Annotated in this window: 15 protein-coding genes; 9 read left to right on the top strand and 6 right to left on the bottom strand. The window is 55.9% G+C overall.

Annotation, left to right across the window (positions count from 1 at the left end):
• Position 1 precedes the first annotated feature (1 nt).
• Positions 2 to 3,511: a 5-oxoprolinase/urea amidolyase family protein gene (locus Q1A34_RS12335; RefSeq protein ID WP_300034293.1), complete on the top strand. Its 3,510-nt coding sequence runs from the start codon at positions 2 to 4 to the stop codon at positions 3,509 to 3,511.
• Positions 3,512 to 4,484: 973 nt separating this feature from the next.
• On the opposite strand, the gene Q1A34_RS12330 is transcribed toward Q1A34_RS12335, so the two are convergent.
• Together Q1A34_RS12330 and Q1A34_RS12325 are read right to left on the bottom strand one after the other, a co-directional pair.
• The gene (locus Q1A34_RS12330) at positions 4,485 to 4,745 is read right to left on the bottom strand and encodes a hypothetical protein (protein WP_300034290.1); all 261 of its coding nucleotides are present in this window, start codon (positions 4,743 to 4,745) and stop codon (positions 4,485 to 4,487) included.
• A complete protein-coding gene (locus Q1A34_RS12325) occupies positions 4,742 to 5,815 on the bottom strand; it encodes a 2-oxoglutarate and iron-dependent oxygenase domain-containing protein (protein ID WP_300034287.1) in 1,074 nt (357 codons plus the stop codon). The genes Q1A34_RS12330 and Q1A34_RS12325 overlap by 4 nt, the downstream gene beginning before the upstream one ends.
• A 292-nt stretch (positions 5,816 to 6,107) precedes the next feature.
• Here Q1A34_RS12325 and Q1A34_RS12320 point away from each other — a divergent pair, with 292 nt between their 5' ends.
• From Q1A34_RS12320 to Q1A34_RS12295, 6 genes are read left to right on the top strand one after another with little or no spacing between them, the layout of a single operon-like run.
• Positions 6,108 to 7,181 (top strand): extracellular solute-binding protein, encoded by a 1,074-nt coding sequence (locus Q1A34_RS12320; protein ID WP_300034284.1) that lies wholly within the window; start codon positions 6,108 to 6,110, stop codon positions 7,179 to 7,181.
• Between the two features lie 6 nt (positions 7,182 to 7,187).
• Entirely contained in the window at positions 7,188 to 8,234 is a 1,047-nt protein-coding gene (locus Q1A34_RS12315) for an ABC transporter ATP-binding protein (RefSeq protein WP_300034281.1), read from the top strand.
• Positions 8,231 to 9,211, top strand: coding sequence for a hypothetical protein (locus tag Q1A34_RS12310; protein WP_300034278.1), 981 nt, complete (start codon positions 8,231 to 8,233; stop codon positions 9,209 to 9,211). Before Q1A34_RS12315 ends, Q1A34_RS12310 begins: the two co-directional genes overlap by 4 nt.
• A gap of 23 nt (positions 9,212 to 9,234) precedes the next feature.
• Complete coding sequence (locus Q1A34_RS12305; protein ID WP_300034275.1) at positions 9,235 to 10,008, top strand: ABC transporter permease; 774 nt, start codon at positions 9,235 to 9,237, stop codon at positions 10,006 to 10,008.
• A 13-nt stretch (positions 10,009 to 10,021) separates the two neighbouring features.
• A complete protein-coding gene (locus Q1A34_RS12300) occupies positions 10,022 to 10,639 on the top strand; it encodes a cysteine hydrolase (RefSeq protein WP_300034273.1) in 618 nt (205 codons plus the stop codon).
• On the top strand, positions 10,636 to 11,376 hold the full coding sequence (locus Q1A34_RS12295; protein WP_300034270.1) for a hypothetical protein: 741 nt from the start codon (positions 10,636 to 10,638) through the stop codon (positions 11,374 to 11,376). Before Q1A34_RS12300 ends, Q1A34_RS12295 begins: the two co-directional genes overlap by 4 nt.
• Here the strand turns inward: Q1A34_RS12295 and Q1A34_RS12290 are convergent.
• Together Q1A34_RS12290 and Q1A34_RS12285 are read right to left on the bottom strand one after the other, a co-directional pair.
• Positions 11,347 to 12,462, bottom strand: coding sequence for a DUF917 domain-containing protein (locus Q1A34_RS12290; protein ID WP_300034267.1), 1,116 nt, complete (start codon positions 12,460 to 12,462; stop codon positions 11,347 to 11,349). The two genes, Q1A34_RS12295 and Q1A34_RS12290, sit on opposite strands and share 30 nt — an antisense overlap.
• A complete protein-coding gene (locus Q1A34_RS12285; protein ID WP_300034264.1) occupies positions 12,459 to 13,436 on the bottom strand; it encodes an arginase family protein in 978 nt (325 codons plus the stop codon). Before Q1A34_RS12285 ends, Q1A34_RS12290 begins: the two co-directional genes overlap by 4 nt.
• A gap of 294 nt (positions 13,437 to 13,730) precedes the next feature.
• On the opposite strand from Q1A34_RS12285, the gene Q1A34_RS12280 reads away from it, so the two are divergent.
• Complete coding sequence (locus tag Q1A34_RS12280) at positions 13,731 to 14,516, top strand: MBL fold metallo-hydrolase (RefSeq protein ID WP_300034261.1); 786 nt, start codon at positions 13,731 to 13,733, stop codon at positions 14,514 to 14,516.
• A gap of 26 nt (positions 14,517 to 14,542) precedes the next feature.
• On the opposite strand, the gene Q1A34_RS12275 is transcribed toward Q1A34_RS12280, so the two are convergent.
• Both Q1A34_RS12275 and Q1A34_RS12270 read right to left on the bottom strand, forming a co-directional pair.
• Positions 14,543 to 14,875, bottom strand: coding sequence for a cupin domain-containing protein (locus Q1A34_RS12275; RefSeq protein WP_300034258.1), 333 nt, complete (start codon positions 14,873 to 14,875; stop codon positions 14,543 to 14,545).
• Between the two features lie 158 nt (positions 14,876 to 15,033).
• Positions 15,034 to 15,942: a LysR family transcriptional regulator gene (locus tag Q1A34_RS12270; RefSeq protein WP_300034256.1), complete on the bottom strand. Its 909-nt coding sequence runs from the start codon at positions 15,940 to 15,942 to the stop codon at positions 15,034 to 15,036.
• 131 nt (positions 15,943 to 16,073) lie between these two features.
• Here Q1A34_RS12270 and Q1A34_RS12265 point away from each other — a divergent pair, with 131 nt between their 5' ends.
• Positions 16,074 to 17,681 carry an ABC transporter substrate-binding protein gene (locus Q1A34_RS12265; RefSeq protein WP_300034253.1) on the top strand — a complete coding sequence of 536 codons (1,608 nt, stop codon included), beginning with the start codon at positions 16,074 to 16,076 and terminating at the stop codon, positions 17,679 to 17,681.

The following is a 17,681-nucleotide window of genomic DNA, read 5'->3' as shown; positions in this document are numbered from 1 at the left end:
CATGTTCACCAAAGTCCTTGTCGCCAACCGTGGCGAAATCGCTGTGCGCATAATCAACACGCTGCGCAAAATGGGTATCGCTTCGGTCGCGGTCTGGTCTGACGCAGACCGGTTTTCGCCTGCCGTACGACTTGCGGATGAAGCTGTGCGTCTCGGGCCATCACCCGCAGCGCAGAGTTATCTCGACGTGGATGCGGTAATTGCAGCTTGTCAGGAAACCGGCGCACAGGCGGTGCATCCAGGCTATGGCTTTCTGTCCGAAAACGTAGAATTCGCCACACGGTTGGCAGAGGCGGGCATCACCTTTGTCGGGCCAAGTCCAGATCACCTGCGTGATTTTGGCATGAAGCACACTGCACGGGTACTCGCGCAGGCGGCGGGTGTGCCGTTACTGCCGGGCACGGATGTGCTGGTCACTGTTGATCAGGCGGTGCAGGAAGCCGAGCGCATTGGCTATCCGGTGATGCTGAAAAGCACTGCCGGCGGCGGCGGCATCGGCATGCAGCTTTGCGAGGATGAAGCGGCGTTGCAGGCGGCATTTGAGAGTGTTGGACGCACTGCCACAGCCAGCTTTGGCGATGCGCGTGTGTTTCTTGAGCGCTTTGTCGCGGATGCGAGACATGTTGAGGTTCAGATCTTTGGTGATGGAGCCGGGCACGTGATCGCGCTTGGAGAACGCGATTGTTCACTGCAACGCCGCAACCAGAAGGTTGTTGAGGAAACACCCGCTCCCCTGTTGTCAGATGAGGTGCGCCACGCTTTGCATGACGCGGCAACCGCGCTTTGTGCCTCAGTCTCCTATGCCTCTGCCGGGACGGTGGAGTTCATCTATGATCCGGTGCGTGAAGAGTTCTACTTTCTGGAGGTTAACACTCGTCTTCAGGTCGAGCATCCGGTCACTGAGGCGGTCTTTGACATTGATCTGGTGGAATGGATGATCCGTCAAGCAGCGGGCGAGGTGGTCTTGCCGGATATGCCGCTGGTCCCGAAAGGGGCCGCCATCGAGGTACGCGTCTATGCCGAAGTACCGCACGCCGGTTTCCGTCCCGCCTCCGGGCGGCTTACCCAAGTAACGTTTCCCGACAGCGCGCGGATCGACACATGGGTTGAAACGGGGACGGATGTCAGCCCGTTCTACGATCCGATGCTGGCCAAGATCATTGTAACGGGCACGCACCGGGATGGAGCGATTGCGGCGTTGCAGAGCGCTCTCGCGGCAACCTCCTTGACGGGGATTGAAACCAATCTGGACTATCTGCGCGCGATTTCGGCTTCTGATGTCTTGTCGTCCGGTAAGGTGACAACAACCGCACTTAACAGCTTTTCCCACACCCCAAACAGCATTGAGGTGCTCGCACCGGGTGCGCAGTCCAGCTTACAGGAGTTGCCGGGGCGCCTGGGCCTTTGGCATGTGGGCGTGCCACCTTCGGGGCCGATCGATGCAGTGTCGTTCCGCAATGCCAACCGACTGTTGGGCAATGACCCCGACACAGCGGCACTGGAATTTACGATGACGGGACCAACGCTGCGGTTTCTAAATGCCGCGCGGGTTGCGCTCGCAGGCGCCAAGATGAAGCTGACGCTGGATGATGTGTCTGTTGCAGGCCCCGTGATTGATATTCCCAAGGGCGCGACCCTGCGCATCGGTCCGATCGAGGGACCGGGGCAGCGCTCCTATCTGGCCGTCGCAGGTGGTTTTGATGCGGCTGAAGTACTTGGCTCGCGTGCATGCTTTGGTCTTGGTCAGTTTGGCGGCCATGCCATCGGCACGCTCAAAACCGGCGACGTGCTGCACATTGGGGATACGCCTTGCACGGATCCGCAACCGCTCGAGCCTGTTATCCTGACAGCGACCTGGGAGGTCTCTGTGCTTTATGGCCCGCATGGCGCGCCGGATTTCTTCCTCGACAGCGACATCAAGACATTTTTCGGCACGGACTATCAGGTGCATTTCAACTCTGACCGGACGGGTGTGCGCCTGATCGGGCCCGCGCCGGAATGGGCCCGCAGCGATGGAGGAGAAGCGGGGCTGCATCCGTCTAACCTGCATGACAATGCCTATGCGCTGGGCGCGATTGACTTCACCGGTGACATGCCGATCATTCTTGGACCGGACGGGCCAAGCCTTGGCGGCTTTGTCAGCCCTGCGGTGATCGCGGCCGAGGACCGCTGGAAAATGGGTCAGTTCCGGCCGGGTGATACCATTCGCTTTTTTCCGGTTACGCGCGCCAATGATCCTGTTGTGGCACCAGTTATCAATGGCGCGGGCTCTGCCATTCTGGGACGCAATGAAACCGGGCCGGTGCCAGTCGTCTACCGACGGCAGGGCGACGATAATCTGCTGGTCGAATATGGCGAGATGACGCTGGACATTGAGTTGCGCCTGCGTGTCCATCTGCTGATGCAAGCGGTGAAAGACGCGCAGTTGCCCTTGATTGATCTGACACCGGGCATCCGATCGCTGCAAATCCGTTACAACAGTAGCAAACTGCCGCGCAAGAAACTGCTGGAGGTCTTGCAAGATATCGAAGCGTCGCTTCCTGCGGCTGAAGAGATCACAGTCCCGTCCCGTATTGTCCACCTGCCGCTGTCATGGGGGGATGCTCAGGCCGAGCTGGCAATGCGAAAGTATCAGGAGCTTGTGCGGCCGGATGCGCCCTGGTGCCCGTCCAACATCGAATTTATTCGGCGTATTAACGGGCTGGAGGACGAAGAAGCTGTCAGACAAATCGTCTATGATGCAAGCTATCTGGTGCTGGGTTTGGGGGACGTATATCTTGGCGCACCTGTTGCGACGCCGATTGACCCGCGCCACCGGCTGGTAACCACGAAATACAATCCGGCCCGTACATGGACGCCGGAAAATGCTGTTGGCATCGGCGGTGCCTACATGTGCATCTACGGGATGGAAGGGCCGGGGGGCTATCAGCTGGTAGGGCGAACCATTCAGGTCTGGAACACATGGCGACAGACAGAGGCGTTTAACACACAACCCTGGCTTTTGAATTTCTTTGACCAGATCCGTTTTTTTCCTGTCTCGGACCAGGAGCTGATCGAGGCGCGCCTTGCCTTTCCGCACGGACAATACCCCATCAAGATCGAAGAGACGACATTCCGGTGGGCTGATCACAAAGCGGTCTTTGCGCGTGAGGCGGCAGATATTGCAAGCTTCAAGAACACGCAACAAAAGGCATTCGAGGCAGAGCGACAGCGCTGGAAAGAGCAAGGGCTGGATAGTTTCGCGCCAGATCATGGGGTCAAGGAGATTGGCGATGAGTTGGCGATCCCCGATGGTTGCATTGGTGTAGAAAGCCCTGCTCCCGGCAGCCTGTGGAAAATCACTGTGGCCGAAGAGGATGTGGTTGAAGCCGGTCAGACAATTGCAATTGTGGAATCCATGAAAATGGAAATGGTTGTTGAAGCACCGATCGCCGGCCGTGTCACTGACATCCGGGCAACCCCCGGACAGGCGCTGCAATTGGGGCAGGTTATGGCGGTGATAGAAGGATAGACAGTGCGTTTCCGGTGGCAGGTGCCGCGCGTAGCGTTGGATAAATGCCGACTGAATGTGGATGGCTGGTCTGAGCCCAAAGCAACCGAATACTGCGACGCGACGAAAGTCGGCTATGCGTAGCAGCAATTGCGTTGTTGAAGGAGCAGTGATCGCCAAGAACAAAACCAGCTATGCAGTTGTGCGCTGTCTAACCGTTGTGGGACCCCCAACTCGGCCGGTCAGCGCGTTATGGTTTGTGAGGCTCAAGCATTCTACGCTCCGTTGCGGGCAAACACGAAACACCGCACCATGCCACACTTCCGCCAAAGTCCTGCGCTACCTGCGCGCCATGCCGATATGGAACATAATCTGGGCAACCTTCTTCGGCGGATCCTGTCTCATCTTCGGGACCTGCGCCCTGTTCGGATACTTTCCTGGGGAAAGCATCGGCGTCATAATGTTTGCGCAGTTAGCCGAAAGGTTCGGTGCCATTGAAACGGGCTTGGGCACGCTCTTGGTCGGTCTGATCTTGACCATCTGGATACTTCTGTCGCGCCCCGAGGTCCCCCATGACGGTGGTATTGGCTGCAGCGGTGGGGGCGACGGCGGCGACTAATCAGTGCTCAGGTCGTTTTGTCCGATCCGCCAACAGCGGCGAAACAGGTCCGCCACTGTCAAAGCACCGATAACGCCTTCTGTTTGTGTTAAGAACGGATTGTCTTGGAAGTGTTCAAAGCGGACCTTCCGAAGCCAGCGTTGAACGTCCCCTTGGTCCGCACAGCCAAAACTTTAGCCTGCCCTTTCAACTATTGCTATTCAGGCTGAGAGCATAGGATGGCGGCAACAAATCCGTCAGCCACGCTTCATAGAGAGGGCCGAAACCCTTAAGATGCGCAAGACGGCCGGGCATGTCGGCTATCCAATAGGTGGCGTCCCCCTCACCGCGCGTACCGATGGCCGGAATTAGGTACGCGCAGCCAAGATATTTACCTTACGTATCCCGGATCACCCATGCAAAGGAGCGTTTGGCGGTAAACTCGCGGTGATGCCAGTGCAGGTCCGTAAGATTGTCCTCAAAGGTCAGCCCTTCCGGCCATGCCGGCCCGAACAATCCTTTCAAGACTGATTTCGAGCGGGTGACGGCATCAAAGTCAACCTCAACATCCGCACTTGTCAAAATGTCGAGTTGATAGGCGCCCAATGTCAGAGTCATGGGTATGTCGATCGCTTCGAAATCCGGATGCGGCTTCATTCCGCAGCGGCCTTTGCGACGCGTTTAAAGGGATTTTCCTCAGGCACCTCAAAGTCTGGCACAAGTTCTCCTTTGGCGTGGGCGTCCGCCATATAACGAAAAGCGTTGACGGACATTCGCATCAGGTGATCGCCTGCTTTAATCGGGGGGTACTTTGCAATTGTTTCCGGTGTACGGAATTTTTCAAGCGGTTCCACGATCGCGTGATAATCAAGCCCAAAGAACAGCGGGAAGGAATACCGCTCCCGCCCAATGTTGTTCACACGGTGCTGGGTGGATTTGAACTGCCCACCGGACCATGTTTCAAAAATGTCCCCGATGTTCACGATGAAACATCCTTCGATGGGCATCGCCTCGATCCATACATCGTCGGCATTCATGACCTGCAAACCCGGCGCGCCCTGCAGCAGGATCGTGAAGCACTCAAAATCAGAATGGGCGTCGATACCGACCATATCCTTGGTCGCGGGCATGTCGTTCTCAATATAGCGCAGAAGGCGCAGCTGCGAGGTGGGGTTATTGATGTGGCGGGTCAGCTCTGCTGGATCCACTTCCAGCTCAAGCGCCAGCGCATCCAGCAGCTTGAGGCCAAGGGAGAACACTGCGTCGTAATAGGTCGATACCGTTTCTTTCCAGCCGGGAATATCTGGCCAGATATTGGGACCGGTCATGCGCCAGTCGGCCAGATAATCGGGATGATCAGCCGGCGCCTCATAAGACATGTCCCATGCTTCGTTGAAGTTAATGCGTTTGGGAAAAGACGCGCCGTTTTCTTCCAGTGGGACGTAACCACGATGGTGGGTCGAGAAACCGGACCAGTATTTCATTTTGAAGCTGCGAGGCTTTTCATGGAACTCTTTGGACGCCGCAAAGAGGTCGTTGATCAGGCTCTGTGGGACGCCGTGGTTCGTAATGTAGAAGAACCCAGATGTCCGCGCTGCATCGCCCAATGCCCGGGCTACAGCTTTTTTGTCATCGGGGTCATCCTTCATCAGCCCGGACAGGTCGATGACCGGCAACTGAGCCTGTTCAATCTTAAGGGCGGTCTGGTCGTCATCTGAAGGTGTCATTGGCGATTTTCCTCGTGCAATCCGGAGCCTGACCAAGGCTGTCGTGATCCTGACTTTGCGCGCAAGGAAATCGTCCGGGTGTGCGAAAGAGATTTCCGTGCGGATCAAACATCAGGCATTGCCTGGTCGTTTTGCCTCCTTTTCGCTCATTTTTCTTTTTCGCTGGCCGGACGAGCCTCATTTTTTGGCGATACCGGCTGCAAGTGTGAATGATTTGTTAACAGAGCGACGCCCTCGCAGTGGGGCGCGGTCAGGAATTTCGCAAAACTGGGGAGCCTAAAAGATGGCAAGAATGAATCGTCGTACACTTTTGAAAACGGGTGCAGGCATAGGTGGCCTTGCTGCCGCAGGCTCGGTGATCGGCACACCGCTTATTGCACAAAGCCGAAGCCTGAAGGTTGGCTCTTATGGCGGTTATTTCGAGAACAGCTTTAAAGAATTCGTCTATCCCGAATTCACTGCCGCAACCGGTATCACAGTAGAAAGTGTCACCCAGCCAAATTCTGCAGACTGGTTGGTGACTATGCAGCAGGCTGTTCCGGCGGGGAGTATCCCGACGGATATTTCGCTTTATGGCCGGGATTCGATGATCAAAGCCAGCCGTATCGGAGGGTTGATCGCACCATTGGATATCTCCGCTATTCCAAAGGCTGAAAATCTGGACAGCTATTTCGTGTTCGACGGTCCCGAAGGTCCCCAGGGCGTTGGCGCGATGTCGTGGTTCACGTCTATGGTGATCAATCCAAACGAGGTTGAAACTCCCGGAAGCTGGACGGAGTTCTGGGACACCGAAAAGTTTGAAGCCTCCCTTGGCCTGAGCAATGTCCATTCCTCCGGCCTCCTGGATATCACCGCGGCCACCTTCTTTGATGGTGAAGAGACGATGATGTCCAACGAAGGTATTCTGGCCATCCTGGACAAAATCCGCGAACTCAAGCCGAACGTGACCCTGTGGTGGAACGCAGAAAGCCAGATGGAACAGGGCATGAAGAACGGCGATGTGATTGGCGGTCAATACTATCTGGATGTCGCAAACCTGATGGCGGCGGATGGCTTCCCGATCAAGGCGACCTTCCCTAAAGAGGGCAATTTACAGGACTACGGCTCTTGGTGCCTGACGACCGGATCCGAAAAGTCTGCCGAAGCGGCTGAGTTCATGAACTTCTCTTCTGACCCTGCCACGCAGGCCTTGATGAGCCGGAAAATCGGAACCGCACCTCTGGTCGACAAGGCAATGACCGATCTTACGGATGAAGAGTTTGCCTTTGTATCTGGCTCCCCATCCATCAAACCGGCCTATGAGGCGTATCTCGACAACGAAACCTTTATCAAGGAAAGCTGGGACAAGATGCTGGCGGAGTCCTAATCGCTCATGCCAGACCTGATCCTGTCGGGTGTTTCCAAATCTTTTGGAAGCACCCGTGCCGTTGAAACGACTGATCTTACCTTTGCTGAAGGCCAGCTGACCGCGTTGCTGGGACCCTCAGGCTGTGGAAAGACAACGCTCTTGCGTATGCTTGCGGGGCTGGAAAACCCAACGCGGGGAACGATCCGTCTGGGACACGAGGACATTACAGATCTCCCCGCTCACAAACGCAAGTTTGGCATGGTTTTCCAGAGCTTTGCTTTGTTCCCTCATTACACGGTCCGCGAAAATGTCGCCTATTCGCTCATTATTGGTGGCACGGCGAAACCAGAGGCGTTGGAAAAGGCCCAAACCCTGCTGGACACTGTGCAACTGAGCAGTTTTGGGGACAGGCGCATCGGTGAGCTTTCTGGCGGGCAACGCCAGCGCGTCGCGATCGCACGCGCTTTGGCACAGGAACCGAAGGTGTTTTTGCTGGACGAGCCGATGTCCGCCCTCGATGCCAAACTGCGTGAAGAGATGCAGGTCGAATTGCGCCTTTTACAGCAGCGTCTGGGGATTACGACTATCGTCGTCACTCATGACCAGCGCGAAGCGATGACAATGGCCGACACCATTGTCGTTATGTCGAACGGGCGGGTCGAACAGGTCGCACCGCCGAAGCAAATCTATCACAGACCGGCAAATTCCTTTGTTGCGGATTTCATCGGCAAGGCGAATTTCTTTGACGGCGTCTATAGTGACGGCAGCGTGCAGATTGGCAAACTTGCCTTAGATATATCCGCCAATTTTGCGGCAGGCAGCCCCGTGCGGCTGGCGATCCGGCCCGAAAGTATCTGTCTCGTGACCGAGCCGGGACAGAACTGCATTGATGCAGAAATCAGCTTCGTGCGGGACCTTGGCCCGGTGAAGGAATACCATCTGAGATCAGACATTGGCCCGATGATTGCGGAACATGCGGGAACTGATGGGATGGATTTGATGGCGGGTGAGAAAACTCTTGTGCATTTGCCTGCAGATACCCTGCGGGTTTACCCGCAAACGGCCGCATGACGGTTTCCGAAAACATCCAGATCGCGGCAGAAAGAAGCCCGGCCCTCGTAAGACGCATTTCGCCCAAAACGGTGCTTTACGCTGCGCTCAGCACGCTGGTGGTCGTATTTTGTATTGTCCCGTTCATATTGGTGATTGTGATATCATTTGGCCGCAAGGTGGATGGCGCAGGCTGGGTCTGGGATCTTACCTTTGACAACTACCAACGCTTCTTTGTGGGTGTTCTCTGGCCCGACGAAGTTACGTTTCTCTATCTCCAGCAACTGGGGAACTCGTTCTATTTTGCAGTTATCGCGTCCGTTCTGGCGGTACTGACCGCTTTGCCATTCACGCTTCTCCTGACGCGGCTTAAACGCAGCGCTCAGGCGATTTGGCTCGTATTCATTCTGGCATCCCTTTCCATGTCAGAGGTGTTTATCGTGATGGGCTGGGACATTCTTTTGTCCAACAATTCGGGGCTTCCGAAACTGTTTCAAGTGACCGGTTTTACCCAATGGCTCAAGGATGTGGGCTGGTTCCAGACCTTGCGTGATATCGGCCTGGCCAACCCGCGCAACGTGAAATTCAAACCTTCCGGGTTCGCGACCATCCTGACAATGAGCTACCTCGTTTGGCCCTATGCGGTCATCCTTTTGTATCCCGCCTTTTCGCGCCTTGACCCATCGCTTGCAGAGGCCGCGCGAACGATGGGGGCCAACCGATGGACGGTCATACGCACAGTGACTCTACCCGCCATCCGCCTGCCGCTGATGGGGACAACGTTGTTGTTGTTCGTGTTTTTGCTGGGCAGCTATGTGTCAGTCAGTGTTTTTGCCACGCCCGACAAACAAACCACAGCGGTGGCGATCTATTCCAACATTCGCGGTTCAAATCTGGACGCGCCCTTCGGGTCAGCACAGGCTGTAATCTTGCTGATATCAGCAAGCGTCTGTCTCTGCTTCGGTCACCTGTTGAACAGCAAAGCGGAGGCGCGGTGATGCGGGCCGGCGGAACTATTTTCATGTCGTTGGCAGCCTTGTTACTGGCGATGCCCATTGTTGTGGTCTGCGCCGCTGCTCTCAACGGCGGGCGCAGCATGTTCTTTCCGCCCCGCGATCCGACACTGGCGCGTTTTGGTGAATTCTTTGTGTCAGAACCTGTTTGGACCAATGCTCTGACCAATTCGATCATAGTCGCCACAGGGGCTGCTACTCTGGCCGTTTTGATTGCGTGGCCGGTGGCCTATCTTTTGTGGTCAACGGGATCGAAGCTGTCCAAAGCACTGGCAGGTGTTGGGTCTTTGCCCTTTGCCGTGCCACCGATTGTGATCGGCGTGGGGCTTGGGTTCTTTTGGTCATTCACCTGGGGCTTGGGGCACCTCTGGTCGGGCGTGATCAGCCACGCTGTCTTACTGATGGCCCTGCCTTTGGTAACAATCTCAATCGGCCTGCAATCCATCGACCGCTCGCATCTGGATGCGGCAGCCACCATGGGTGCGACGGAACAAGTGGCCTTTCGAACTGTCGTTTTGCCACAAACCGTTCCTTACACGATTTCGGGTTTCTTCTTTGTGCTCGTGTTGTCGTTCAACGAGTTCATCGTGATCTTCTTCGTTTCGGCCTCTGCCTATTCGACGGTGACCCTGCAAATCTTCAACTCTCTGCGCAACGGCTACACGCCTACGATGGCGGTGGCTGCAATCACCTTCCTGACGGTCTCTATTCTTGTGTTTGCCGCCGTGGCACGCTGGGGAGACCTGCCGCGCCTGATGGGCGCTGATCAAACCCGGAAATAAAGGAAGTCAAACCATGCCCAAGCAACCCATGATCGTCGGCAATCCTGTCTTGATTGTTGTCGATATCCAGAAATCCGCCTTCTTGCGCGAGTATGACAATGGCATCCCGCACATGCCCAACTTCTACGAGAATCTCAAGCGCGCGCGCGGCATGGTGGACGCAGCCCATGAGGCCGACATTCCTGTGATCTTCTTTCAGGAAATTCACCGCAAAGACCTGATCGACTTTGGTCGCGAACTGGACGGAGACGAAGATATCCATTGCCTGGAGGGGCGACCAGGCACACCCGTTGCGGCCGAAGAAATGGACATGCGCGACACGGACTATTTCATCCACAAACGCCGCTATTCGTGCTTCTTCGGAACCGAACTTGAGATCCTGCTCAAGGGTCTGAAGGCCGAGACATTGATCCTGGTTGGTGCGCTGACAGACGTTTGTGTGCATTACACGTTCGTGGACGGGCACCAGAATGACTACTATTGCCGCGTTGCCAGGGACTGTGTGGGTGGCTCGTCTCAGGCGGCCCACGATGCCTCCCTCAACGCGATGGAATACCTGCAAACCGGCGCGGTTCTTCCAAGCGCTGAATTGATTGCTGGCATGCTTGAGCGCAAGAAAGACGCCGCTTGATCACACTGGAGAATTTGCAGGGTCACTGGCGCCGCGACTGGATCAGGGCACCGGAGTTTGAGGATACCAAAACGCGCGTACACTGGATGCAGGCCGGTGCGTTGTTTGCCGATCTGCGGGTGCCGTTGGACCGGCCGGATGTGACGGGGATGACCTGTCTGGCCGATATGGGGCCATCGTCGCTGGGTGTGTTGATGCAGGCCGAAGGCTTTGCGGGTCACATCACGGTGCAAGACAGCAAATGCACATGGCACCGCCAGATCAATTGGCACGGAGTGCCGGAACAATCAGACATTGGTCTGATGTCATTTGACGTTGCCGGTGGATTGATTGAAGACGGCGTGCTGGCCGAGTACCGCGAACTTTGGCAGGCGGTGCCACATCAGAAATTGCGCGGTACCAGGGTCAGCTGTGGAGAGATGAGCGGTGTCCTGATTGAAAACGACGATGTTTTCTTGTTCGGGATTGGAGCAGAGCCCCGCGGTACCAGCACAGACCTGATCGCAGAGCTTGCCAGCGGCACGGTCGAGATCGCTGCGTTGCAGTACCATTTCGCCAGTGCATATGTGCTGGGAAGTTGGGAGAACGGACTTGGGACCGGCGCGCTGTCGACAAACCCCTTCTATGAGGGACAGGTAGTGCTTGAACGCCGCAAAGGACTTGTCTGGCAAAGTGTCGCCTTTGACGGGCACTGCAGAACGCAGCCGCTATTGCTTGGCCAGTGTCATCAGAGGTGATGTAAACGGTTGATCCAGCCCCACATAAGCCGGACCAAAAGCCGCCAGTCCGCGCGCTGTCGTGAATTGTGCGGGCGCAGGCAGAATCACCACAGCAACACGCATCCCCTTGGAAAAGTCGGGGTTTGTGACAGGCATTCCCTTATCGGTATCAATCAGGCAGATCAGATCGGGAATCGTGGCATGCACCGCATCGTTCAGCCAGCCAACAAGATTTTCGTTCTTTTGATCAATGCGGTAGGTCTGGTTGCGGTCAGTGCCGCTACCCGCAATAGTGACCGAACCGAGCGTAAATCCTTCCTCGGTCCGCCAATCACAGGCGCTGATCTCACCCCGAAACATTACACTGCCACCACCCGTTTGCGCCACTGCTTCAGCCACGTCCACGCCGGCAGCCTGCGCCTCGCGATGCGCGCGCCCCATGGTCTGTGCCAGTGTGATTGTCCCCGGGATCAGCGCATGGCGGATGCTCTCAACCGCCAGGGCATGGTCAATGGCGGCAATGTCGTTGCGGCTGACGATAGACAAGGCGCGCACGATGGTCTCTGCGCGCAGATCGTCCTGGATGTTCTCCAGCAGCATGACCTCCCCAAATTCATTTGCCAGCACGATGGGCGCTGCAGGCAGGTCGTTGATGTAGTATGTGGAATGGGTGATCTCTGGCACGGCACGCCCCGCCGGATCTGCGTCAACAATCATATGACCTGACATCGCAGCCGCATAAAAGGCGACAGCCGTGTTAGAGCCACCCAGCTCGCAGCACACAGTTCCATAAAACTCCTGCCCAAGGTATTCCTGAAACCGCGCATAGGCCAACAGGATCGCAGGGGCGTCAATCCGGGGCAAACGGGCGTATTTCCCTTCCTCGTCCGGTGGCAATGGAGAAATAGCGCCCAGCATATACGGTGTGCAGATCAGCGCGTCTGGTGGGGCTTCATCCAGTGTAACCATTTTGAACGTGCGTCCCCTGGCCAGGGCGTCATCAATCAGGCCAATCCCTTCGGCCATATCGCCGCCACCGCCAGTGCCCAAAATCGTGCAGCCGGTCAGAATATCATGCAGGTCTTCTCGTGTGAGGAGTCTCATGCTGTTTCGAAGGTCATCATGATCCCTTTTTTACCGCGCGCCTCTGCCAGCAGACAAAGGATTTCGTAAGCGAGAGCCGCGCCTGTGAGCGAGGTCACATCGCCCGCATCAAAGTCAGGAGGTGCCTCGACAAGATCTGCGCTGACGTCGTTCAGATCGCGCAGACTGCGCAGCAGGACCAGTGCGTGATCCGTGGTTATGGCCCCAGTCTCCGGAGTGCCCGTGACAGGCGCATTGACAGGGTCAAGACTGTCGATGTCGTAAATCAGACAGACGGGCATGTCGCCCACCAGTGCGCAAACTCGCGCTGCGAACGCGGCGGGGCCTCGTTCGTGGAACTCTTCGCGCAACTTATCGCGCACGCCTCTGCTTTCGGAGATGCTCCTCCCTTCGGCGGTGTTTTGTGTTCCCCGAATGCCAATCTGAATGGTCTTAGTCGGGTCAATCAACCCTTCGTCGACAGCCCGGCGAAACGGGGCACCATGGTCGAATATTGACACCTGAAAACTGTCGGCAGTGTCCGCATGAGCATCTACACATATCAAGGCAACTGGCACATCCTTGGCGATAGCGCTTAGCAGGGGCAGGCTGACAGAATGATCGCCAACAATCGCAATGGCCAAGATGTCTGAACCGGGCAGCTTCTCAGCGAATGCTTCGATTTCGTCGTGGGTCGTTTCAACCGCAAACTTATGCGGGAAGGGGGCATTGCCCATGTCTCCGATCTTTGCCCATTCGAACGGGTTGATCCGGGTAGCATGGTTGATGGCTCGCATCAGACTGGATTGGTTGTGTAGCCCATGGGTGCAGTGATGCGTGCCCGTACGAATTGTCGACGCGCCGTCGTAAGGAACGCCAAACATATTAATCCCGGCGTCTTCCAAAGACTGCGCGAACGGTGTTCCCATGAAAGTCGCGATTTCAGTGGACCTGGGGGGCAGTGGGTTAGGGTTCGATGGCGGATAGAAGTCCAATGCAGCATCCTCGTCGTTGGGCAGCTCTTTTACAGGCTGGGCTGATTTGAAACCAAAAGCTGTGGCAGTACCACTACCTGTTGGCGCAAATCAGGTGCGTGGGCGAAAACGAGGGGCAGACTGTAATGCTGGGAAAAAGACTGCCCAAATTTTCAGCCTTGTGCCCGGTTACTGGAATTGTTTGCCCCGATTCCATGCCAAATTCACAAAGGACTGGCGGAGCTTCTTGTCGCGTCTCAAGCTGGTGTCTGGCTTTGTACGTGATGTTACCTGCGCCAAGAATGGAGACACGACATGACACTTCCAGTTGCCGCCGAGTGGTACACATCGAAAAAGATCGATGACAGCACAACGCTTATTCTTGAACCTCATGTACATGTCCTCGAGCAGGCTAATATGTTTTTGGTGGAAGGCGGCGAACATGACATGATCCTGGATACCGGTATGGGCATTGTTCCACTAAAACCTTACCTCGACACGTTGCGCACAGATCCGGACAAGCCAATCATCTGCGTGTCATCTCACACCCACATCGATCACATTGGCTGCGTCCATGAATTTGACACCCGCCTTGTACATCCCGCCGAGGCAGAAGAAATGGCCAATCCTTCGGGCCTGTCATCCCTCTATCGCGATGATATGCCCGCACAGCTTTTGCAAACCTTTCTCGATGCAGGCTACCCACCGATTGACGAGTTGCTGATCGATGCGCTGCCTTATGTGGACTATGATCCCAAATCCTACGTCTTGCGCGGTGCTTCAGCGACCGGTCTGCTGAACGAAGGCGACGTGGTCGATCTGGGCAACCACCGCTATACTGTCCTGCATCTTCCGGGTCACTCCCCGGGAAGCATCGGGCTGTTTGAAGAAGCCTCTGGCGTGCTGTTCGCGGCAGATGCGATTTATGACGGGCCATTGATTTATGAGGGGCCAGGGATGAGCATCTCCGACTATCTGGCAACTTTTGAAAAGCTGAAAGCCCTGGATGTTTCTGTTGTTCACGGTGGCCATGACCCAAGCTTTGGTCCTGCGCGCATGCACGAGATCATTGCGCGATACGAAGCAATCTGGCTGAGCTGAGCGTCAAGGCTGGGGCTGCTTGTCTGTTACTCCAGGACCCGAACGGGCCGTTCCCATTGGATTAATACAGCGCATCCGTGCTCGGACCAGACAGAATGGGTCGTGCCTTCGGGGTTCAGGATCAGGGTGCCTTTGCCATAGTCGCCCCGTTCGTCAGACTGTATGCCATCAAGTACCACAATCGTCTCAAGACCCGTGTGCAAATGTGGCGGCACTCTTGCGCCCGGCGCATAGCGCAATATTGCGACGGATGGTGACCCGTGTTTGATGTAATGCACATCAACCCCATCCCGGAATGGTACGAAGGGCAGGCCGTGCCATGTCTCAATCAAATCGCTGAAGACGAGTGGATCATCCATTCAGATGGCTTTCAATGTTGATCTGACCGGCCCCGAATGAACTCAAGACGCAAACTCGTTGATGCTGACTACCTTGCCCTTAAAATCGCGCGGCTGTCCTTTGCTAAAATTGCATCATGATGTTGCAGATATTGCATCACACAGACAGCGAGGCTGGCCTATTTGTCCATCCAGTGGGCGAGTGCCGCAACAAGCTGCTGGCCGAACTTCAAAGAGGCAACGGGCAGGGCGCGCCCCTTCATCTGACCCAGAAGAAGGCGACCTACAGGAAGGTCCTTTTCCGACAAGGGCAGATGAGCGATTGTTTCTTGCTCTTCGGTACTCAGACCAATCGGAATTTGGAATCCAACAGCATCTTCACGGGTTACATAGTGCCGGATCAGATCAAAGGATTCTGTCTCAACGATAGGTGTCAGAGCGTGTCCCTTGCGGGCGGCGGCTGTATCCAGAAGGTGGCGCACACCATAGGCGGGGGCGGGCAAAACCAGCTTTTGTGAAAGGCAATCGCGCAGGCGCAATTCTGCTTTACGGGCAAGTGGGCTGGTGGATCTGAATATACCGTGGACCGGCTGCGGCAAGGCAAACAGAACTTCAAAATCAACCAAATGAACAGGTTCAAACACAAGGGCGAGATCGCTGCTGAACGACGCAAGGTCCTGTTCGGCCTGCGCGCGGTCACGCACGTTGACGGTAAAGCTGACCCCGGGGTGTTCAGCGCGGTAAATCGCGATTTGTTCGGGCATGAAATAAGGCAAAAGCGCCTGCGAACAGGCGATTGAAACATGCCCGCGCCGTTGCCCTGACAAGTCCGCAACCTGCGACTGGACCCGCGCCAGGTCGTTTTTTTGCAATCTGATGTGCTGCATCAGCAATTCCCCGGCGGGGTTGAGCCTCATTCCCCGTGGCAAGCGCTCAAAGATCGGCCAGCCAAATTCCTGTTCGAAATTCTGGATCCGCCGGTTGAGCGCGGAGGCCGTCAGGTTTGTGTCTTCTGCCGCCTTCCGGATGGATCCGGCGCGCACAACGGCTTCAATCAGTTCGAATGTTCTCAGGTACTTCAGTTCCAAAACCCTTTTCAATGCGATGCAAATTTTGCACCGCATATATGACTTTATAGCATTAGAAGTACACGCTTACATAGAGCAACCTTTCTCTAAATGACGAATCCAAAAAACGCCTGCCAACAGAGAGAGATGAAATGACCAATAAAACTTCGCGACGTAATTTTCTCAAGATGGGCGCCGCCAGCGCCTCCGTCCTGCCATTCCTGCGCGCAATGCCAGCGGCGGCGCAAGGCTCGGACACATTGGTCGTTGTAACCGGGACAACTATCAACAGCCTTGATCTGCACCGTTCCGGCACCAGCCGCGCCTCTTATCAGGTAGGGATTAACTGCTATGATCGTCTGCTGTCTTTCGGGACCAAGCAGACACCGGATGGCGGGTATTCTTATGACTACCAGGTGATCGAACCCGAGCTTGCAGAAAGCTGGACTGAATCCGAGGATGGTCTGACCCTGACCTTCAGGCTCAAGCCAAACGCCAAGTTCTGGGATGGCCGCAAGGTGACCGCCGCCGACGTGAAATGGTCCTTTGACCGCGCGGTCTCTGTCGGTGGCTTTCCGACCGTACAGATGAAAGCAGGAGGGTTGGAACGCCCTGAGCAGTTTATTGCGGTCGATGACGAAACCTTTGTGATCAAGCTGGATCGCGCGTCCAAGCTGACCATCCCCGATCTGGCGGTGCCTGTGCCCTATATCATGAACTCGGTCGAGGCATTGGCCAATGCCACCGAGGATGATCCATGGGCCACGGAATACCTGCACAACACCCCCGCTGGCTCGGGGGCCTACAAAGTGGCCCGCTGGACGCCGGGTGAGCAGCTTGTTTATGAGCGGAATGACGAATGGGTCGGTGGCCCGCTCCCCGCACTCAGGCGCGTTGTTATCCGCGAAGTACCCAGCCCCGCGACCCGCCGTGCCTTGGTTGAACGTGGCGATGTTCAGGTTGCATTTGACATTCCCGACAAAGACGCTGCGGAACTGGCCGATACGCTTGATGTGTTCTCCACACCCGTGGAAAACTGCATACACTGTCTGAATCCGAACTTTGCGTTTGAACCATTCCAGGATTCAAACGTGCGCAAGGCCATCGCCTATGCCATCCCTTATGAGGACATCTTTCAGGCAGCCGCCTACGGTCGTGGTTTGCCCATGTGGGGCGGTGAAGAAGAGATCAATGACATCGCATGGCCCCGCAAGACGCAGTATTTCACTGACCTGGATAAAGCCAGGGAACTGATGGCTGCCTCTGCCTATCCAGATGGTTTTGATGTGCCCTTGTCCATCAGCCTGGATCTGGCATCCTGGATGGAGCCGACGGCACTGCTTGTCCAGGAGGCCCTTGGCCAGATCGGTATCAATGTGACGATTGAAAAGATTCCCGGTGCCAACTGGAGAACAGCTGTTCTGGTCGAAAAGCGGCTACCGCTGCATCTCGAGAACTTTGGCGGATGGCTTAATACGCCTGACTACTATTTTTTCTGGGCGTACCAGGATGGGCACCTTTTCAACTCTTCCAACTACCGCAACGAGGAAATCGAAGAACTGACAAATGCCACGTTGCACATGCCAATGGATGATCCCGAATACGCGCCCAAGATCAAACGTATGTTCGAAATCGTGCTGGATGAATTGCCGCGGATCCCACTCTATCAACCGGCGTTGAATGTCGCGATGAACGGGGCAGTAGGCTATGAGTTCTGGTTCCATCGCCAGTTGGACGTCCGTCCCATCAAGACCGTCTGA

The organism is uncultured Roseobacter sp., from assembly GCF_947491795.1.
Taxonomy (GTDB): Bacteria; Pseudomonadota; Alphaproteobacteria; order Rhodobacterales; family Rhodobacteraceae; genus Roseobacter.
This window is presented reverse-complemented; position numbering and strand designations above follow the sequence as displayed.

Coding starts and splice junctions, on each gene's coding strand:
- Q1A34_RS12335 (WP_300034293.1), top strand. CDS start 2: ATGTTCACCAAAGTCCTTGTCGCCAACCGTGGCGAAATCGCTGTGCGC.
- Q1A34_RS12330 (WP_300034290.1), bottom strand. CDS start 4,745: ATGAAGCCGCATCCGGATTTCGAAGCGATCGACATACCCATGACTCTG.
- Q1A34_RS12325 (WP_300034287.1), bottom strand. CDS start 5,815: ATGACACCTTCAGATGACGACCAGACCGCCCTTAAGATTGAACAGGCT.
- Q1A34_RS12320 (WP_300034284.1), top strand. CDS start 6,108: ATGAATCGTCGTACACTTTTGAAAACGGGTGCAGGCATAGGTGGCCTT.
- Q1A34_RS12315 (WP_300034281.1), top strand. CDS start 7,188: ATGCCAGACCTGATCCTGTCGGGTGTTTCCAAATCTTTTGGAAGCACC.
- Q1A34_RS12310 (WP_300034278.1), top strand. CDS start 8,231: ATGACGGTTTCCGAAAACATCCAGATCGCGGCAGAAAGAAGCCCGGCC.
- Q1A34_RS12305 (WP_300034275.1), top strand. CDS start 9,235: ATGTCGTTGGCAGCCTTGTTACTGGCGATGCCCATTGTTGTGGTCTGC.
- Q1A34_RS12300 (WP_300034273.1), top strand. CDS start 10,022: ATGCCCAAGCAACCCATGATCGTCGGCAATCCTGTCTTGATTGTTGTC.
- Q1A34_RS12290 (WP_300034267.1), bottom strand. CDS start 12,462: ATGAGACTCCTCACACGAGAAGACCTGCATGATATTCTGACCGGCTGC.
- Q1A34_RS12280 (WP_300034261.1), top strand. CDS start 13,731: ATGACACTTCCAGTTGCCGCCGAGTGGTACACATCGAAAAAGATCGAT.
- Q1A34_RS12275 (WP_300034258.1), bottom strand. CDS start 14,875: ATGGATGATCCACTCGTCTTCAGCGATTTGATTGAGACATGGCACGGC.
- Q1A34_RS12265 (WP_300034253.1), top strand. CDS start 16,074: ATGACCAATAAAACTTCGCGACGTAATTTTCTCAAGATGGGCGCCGCC.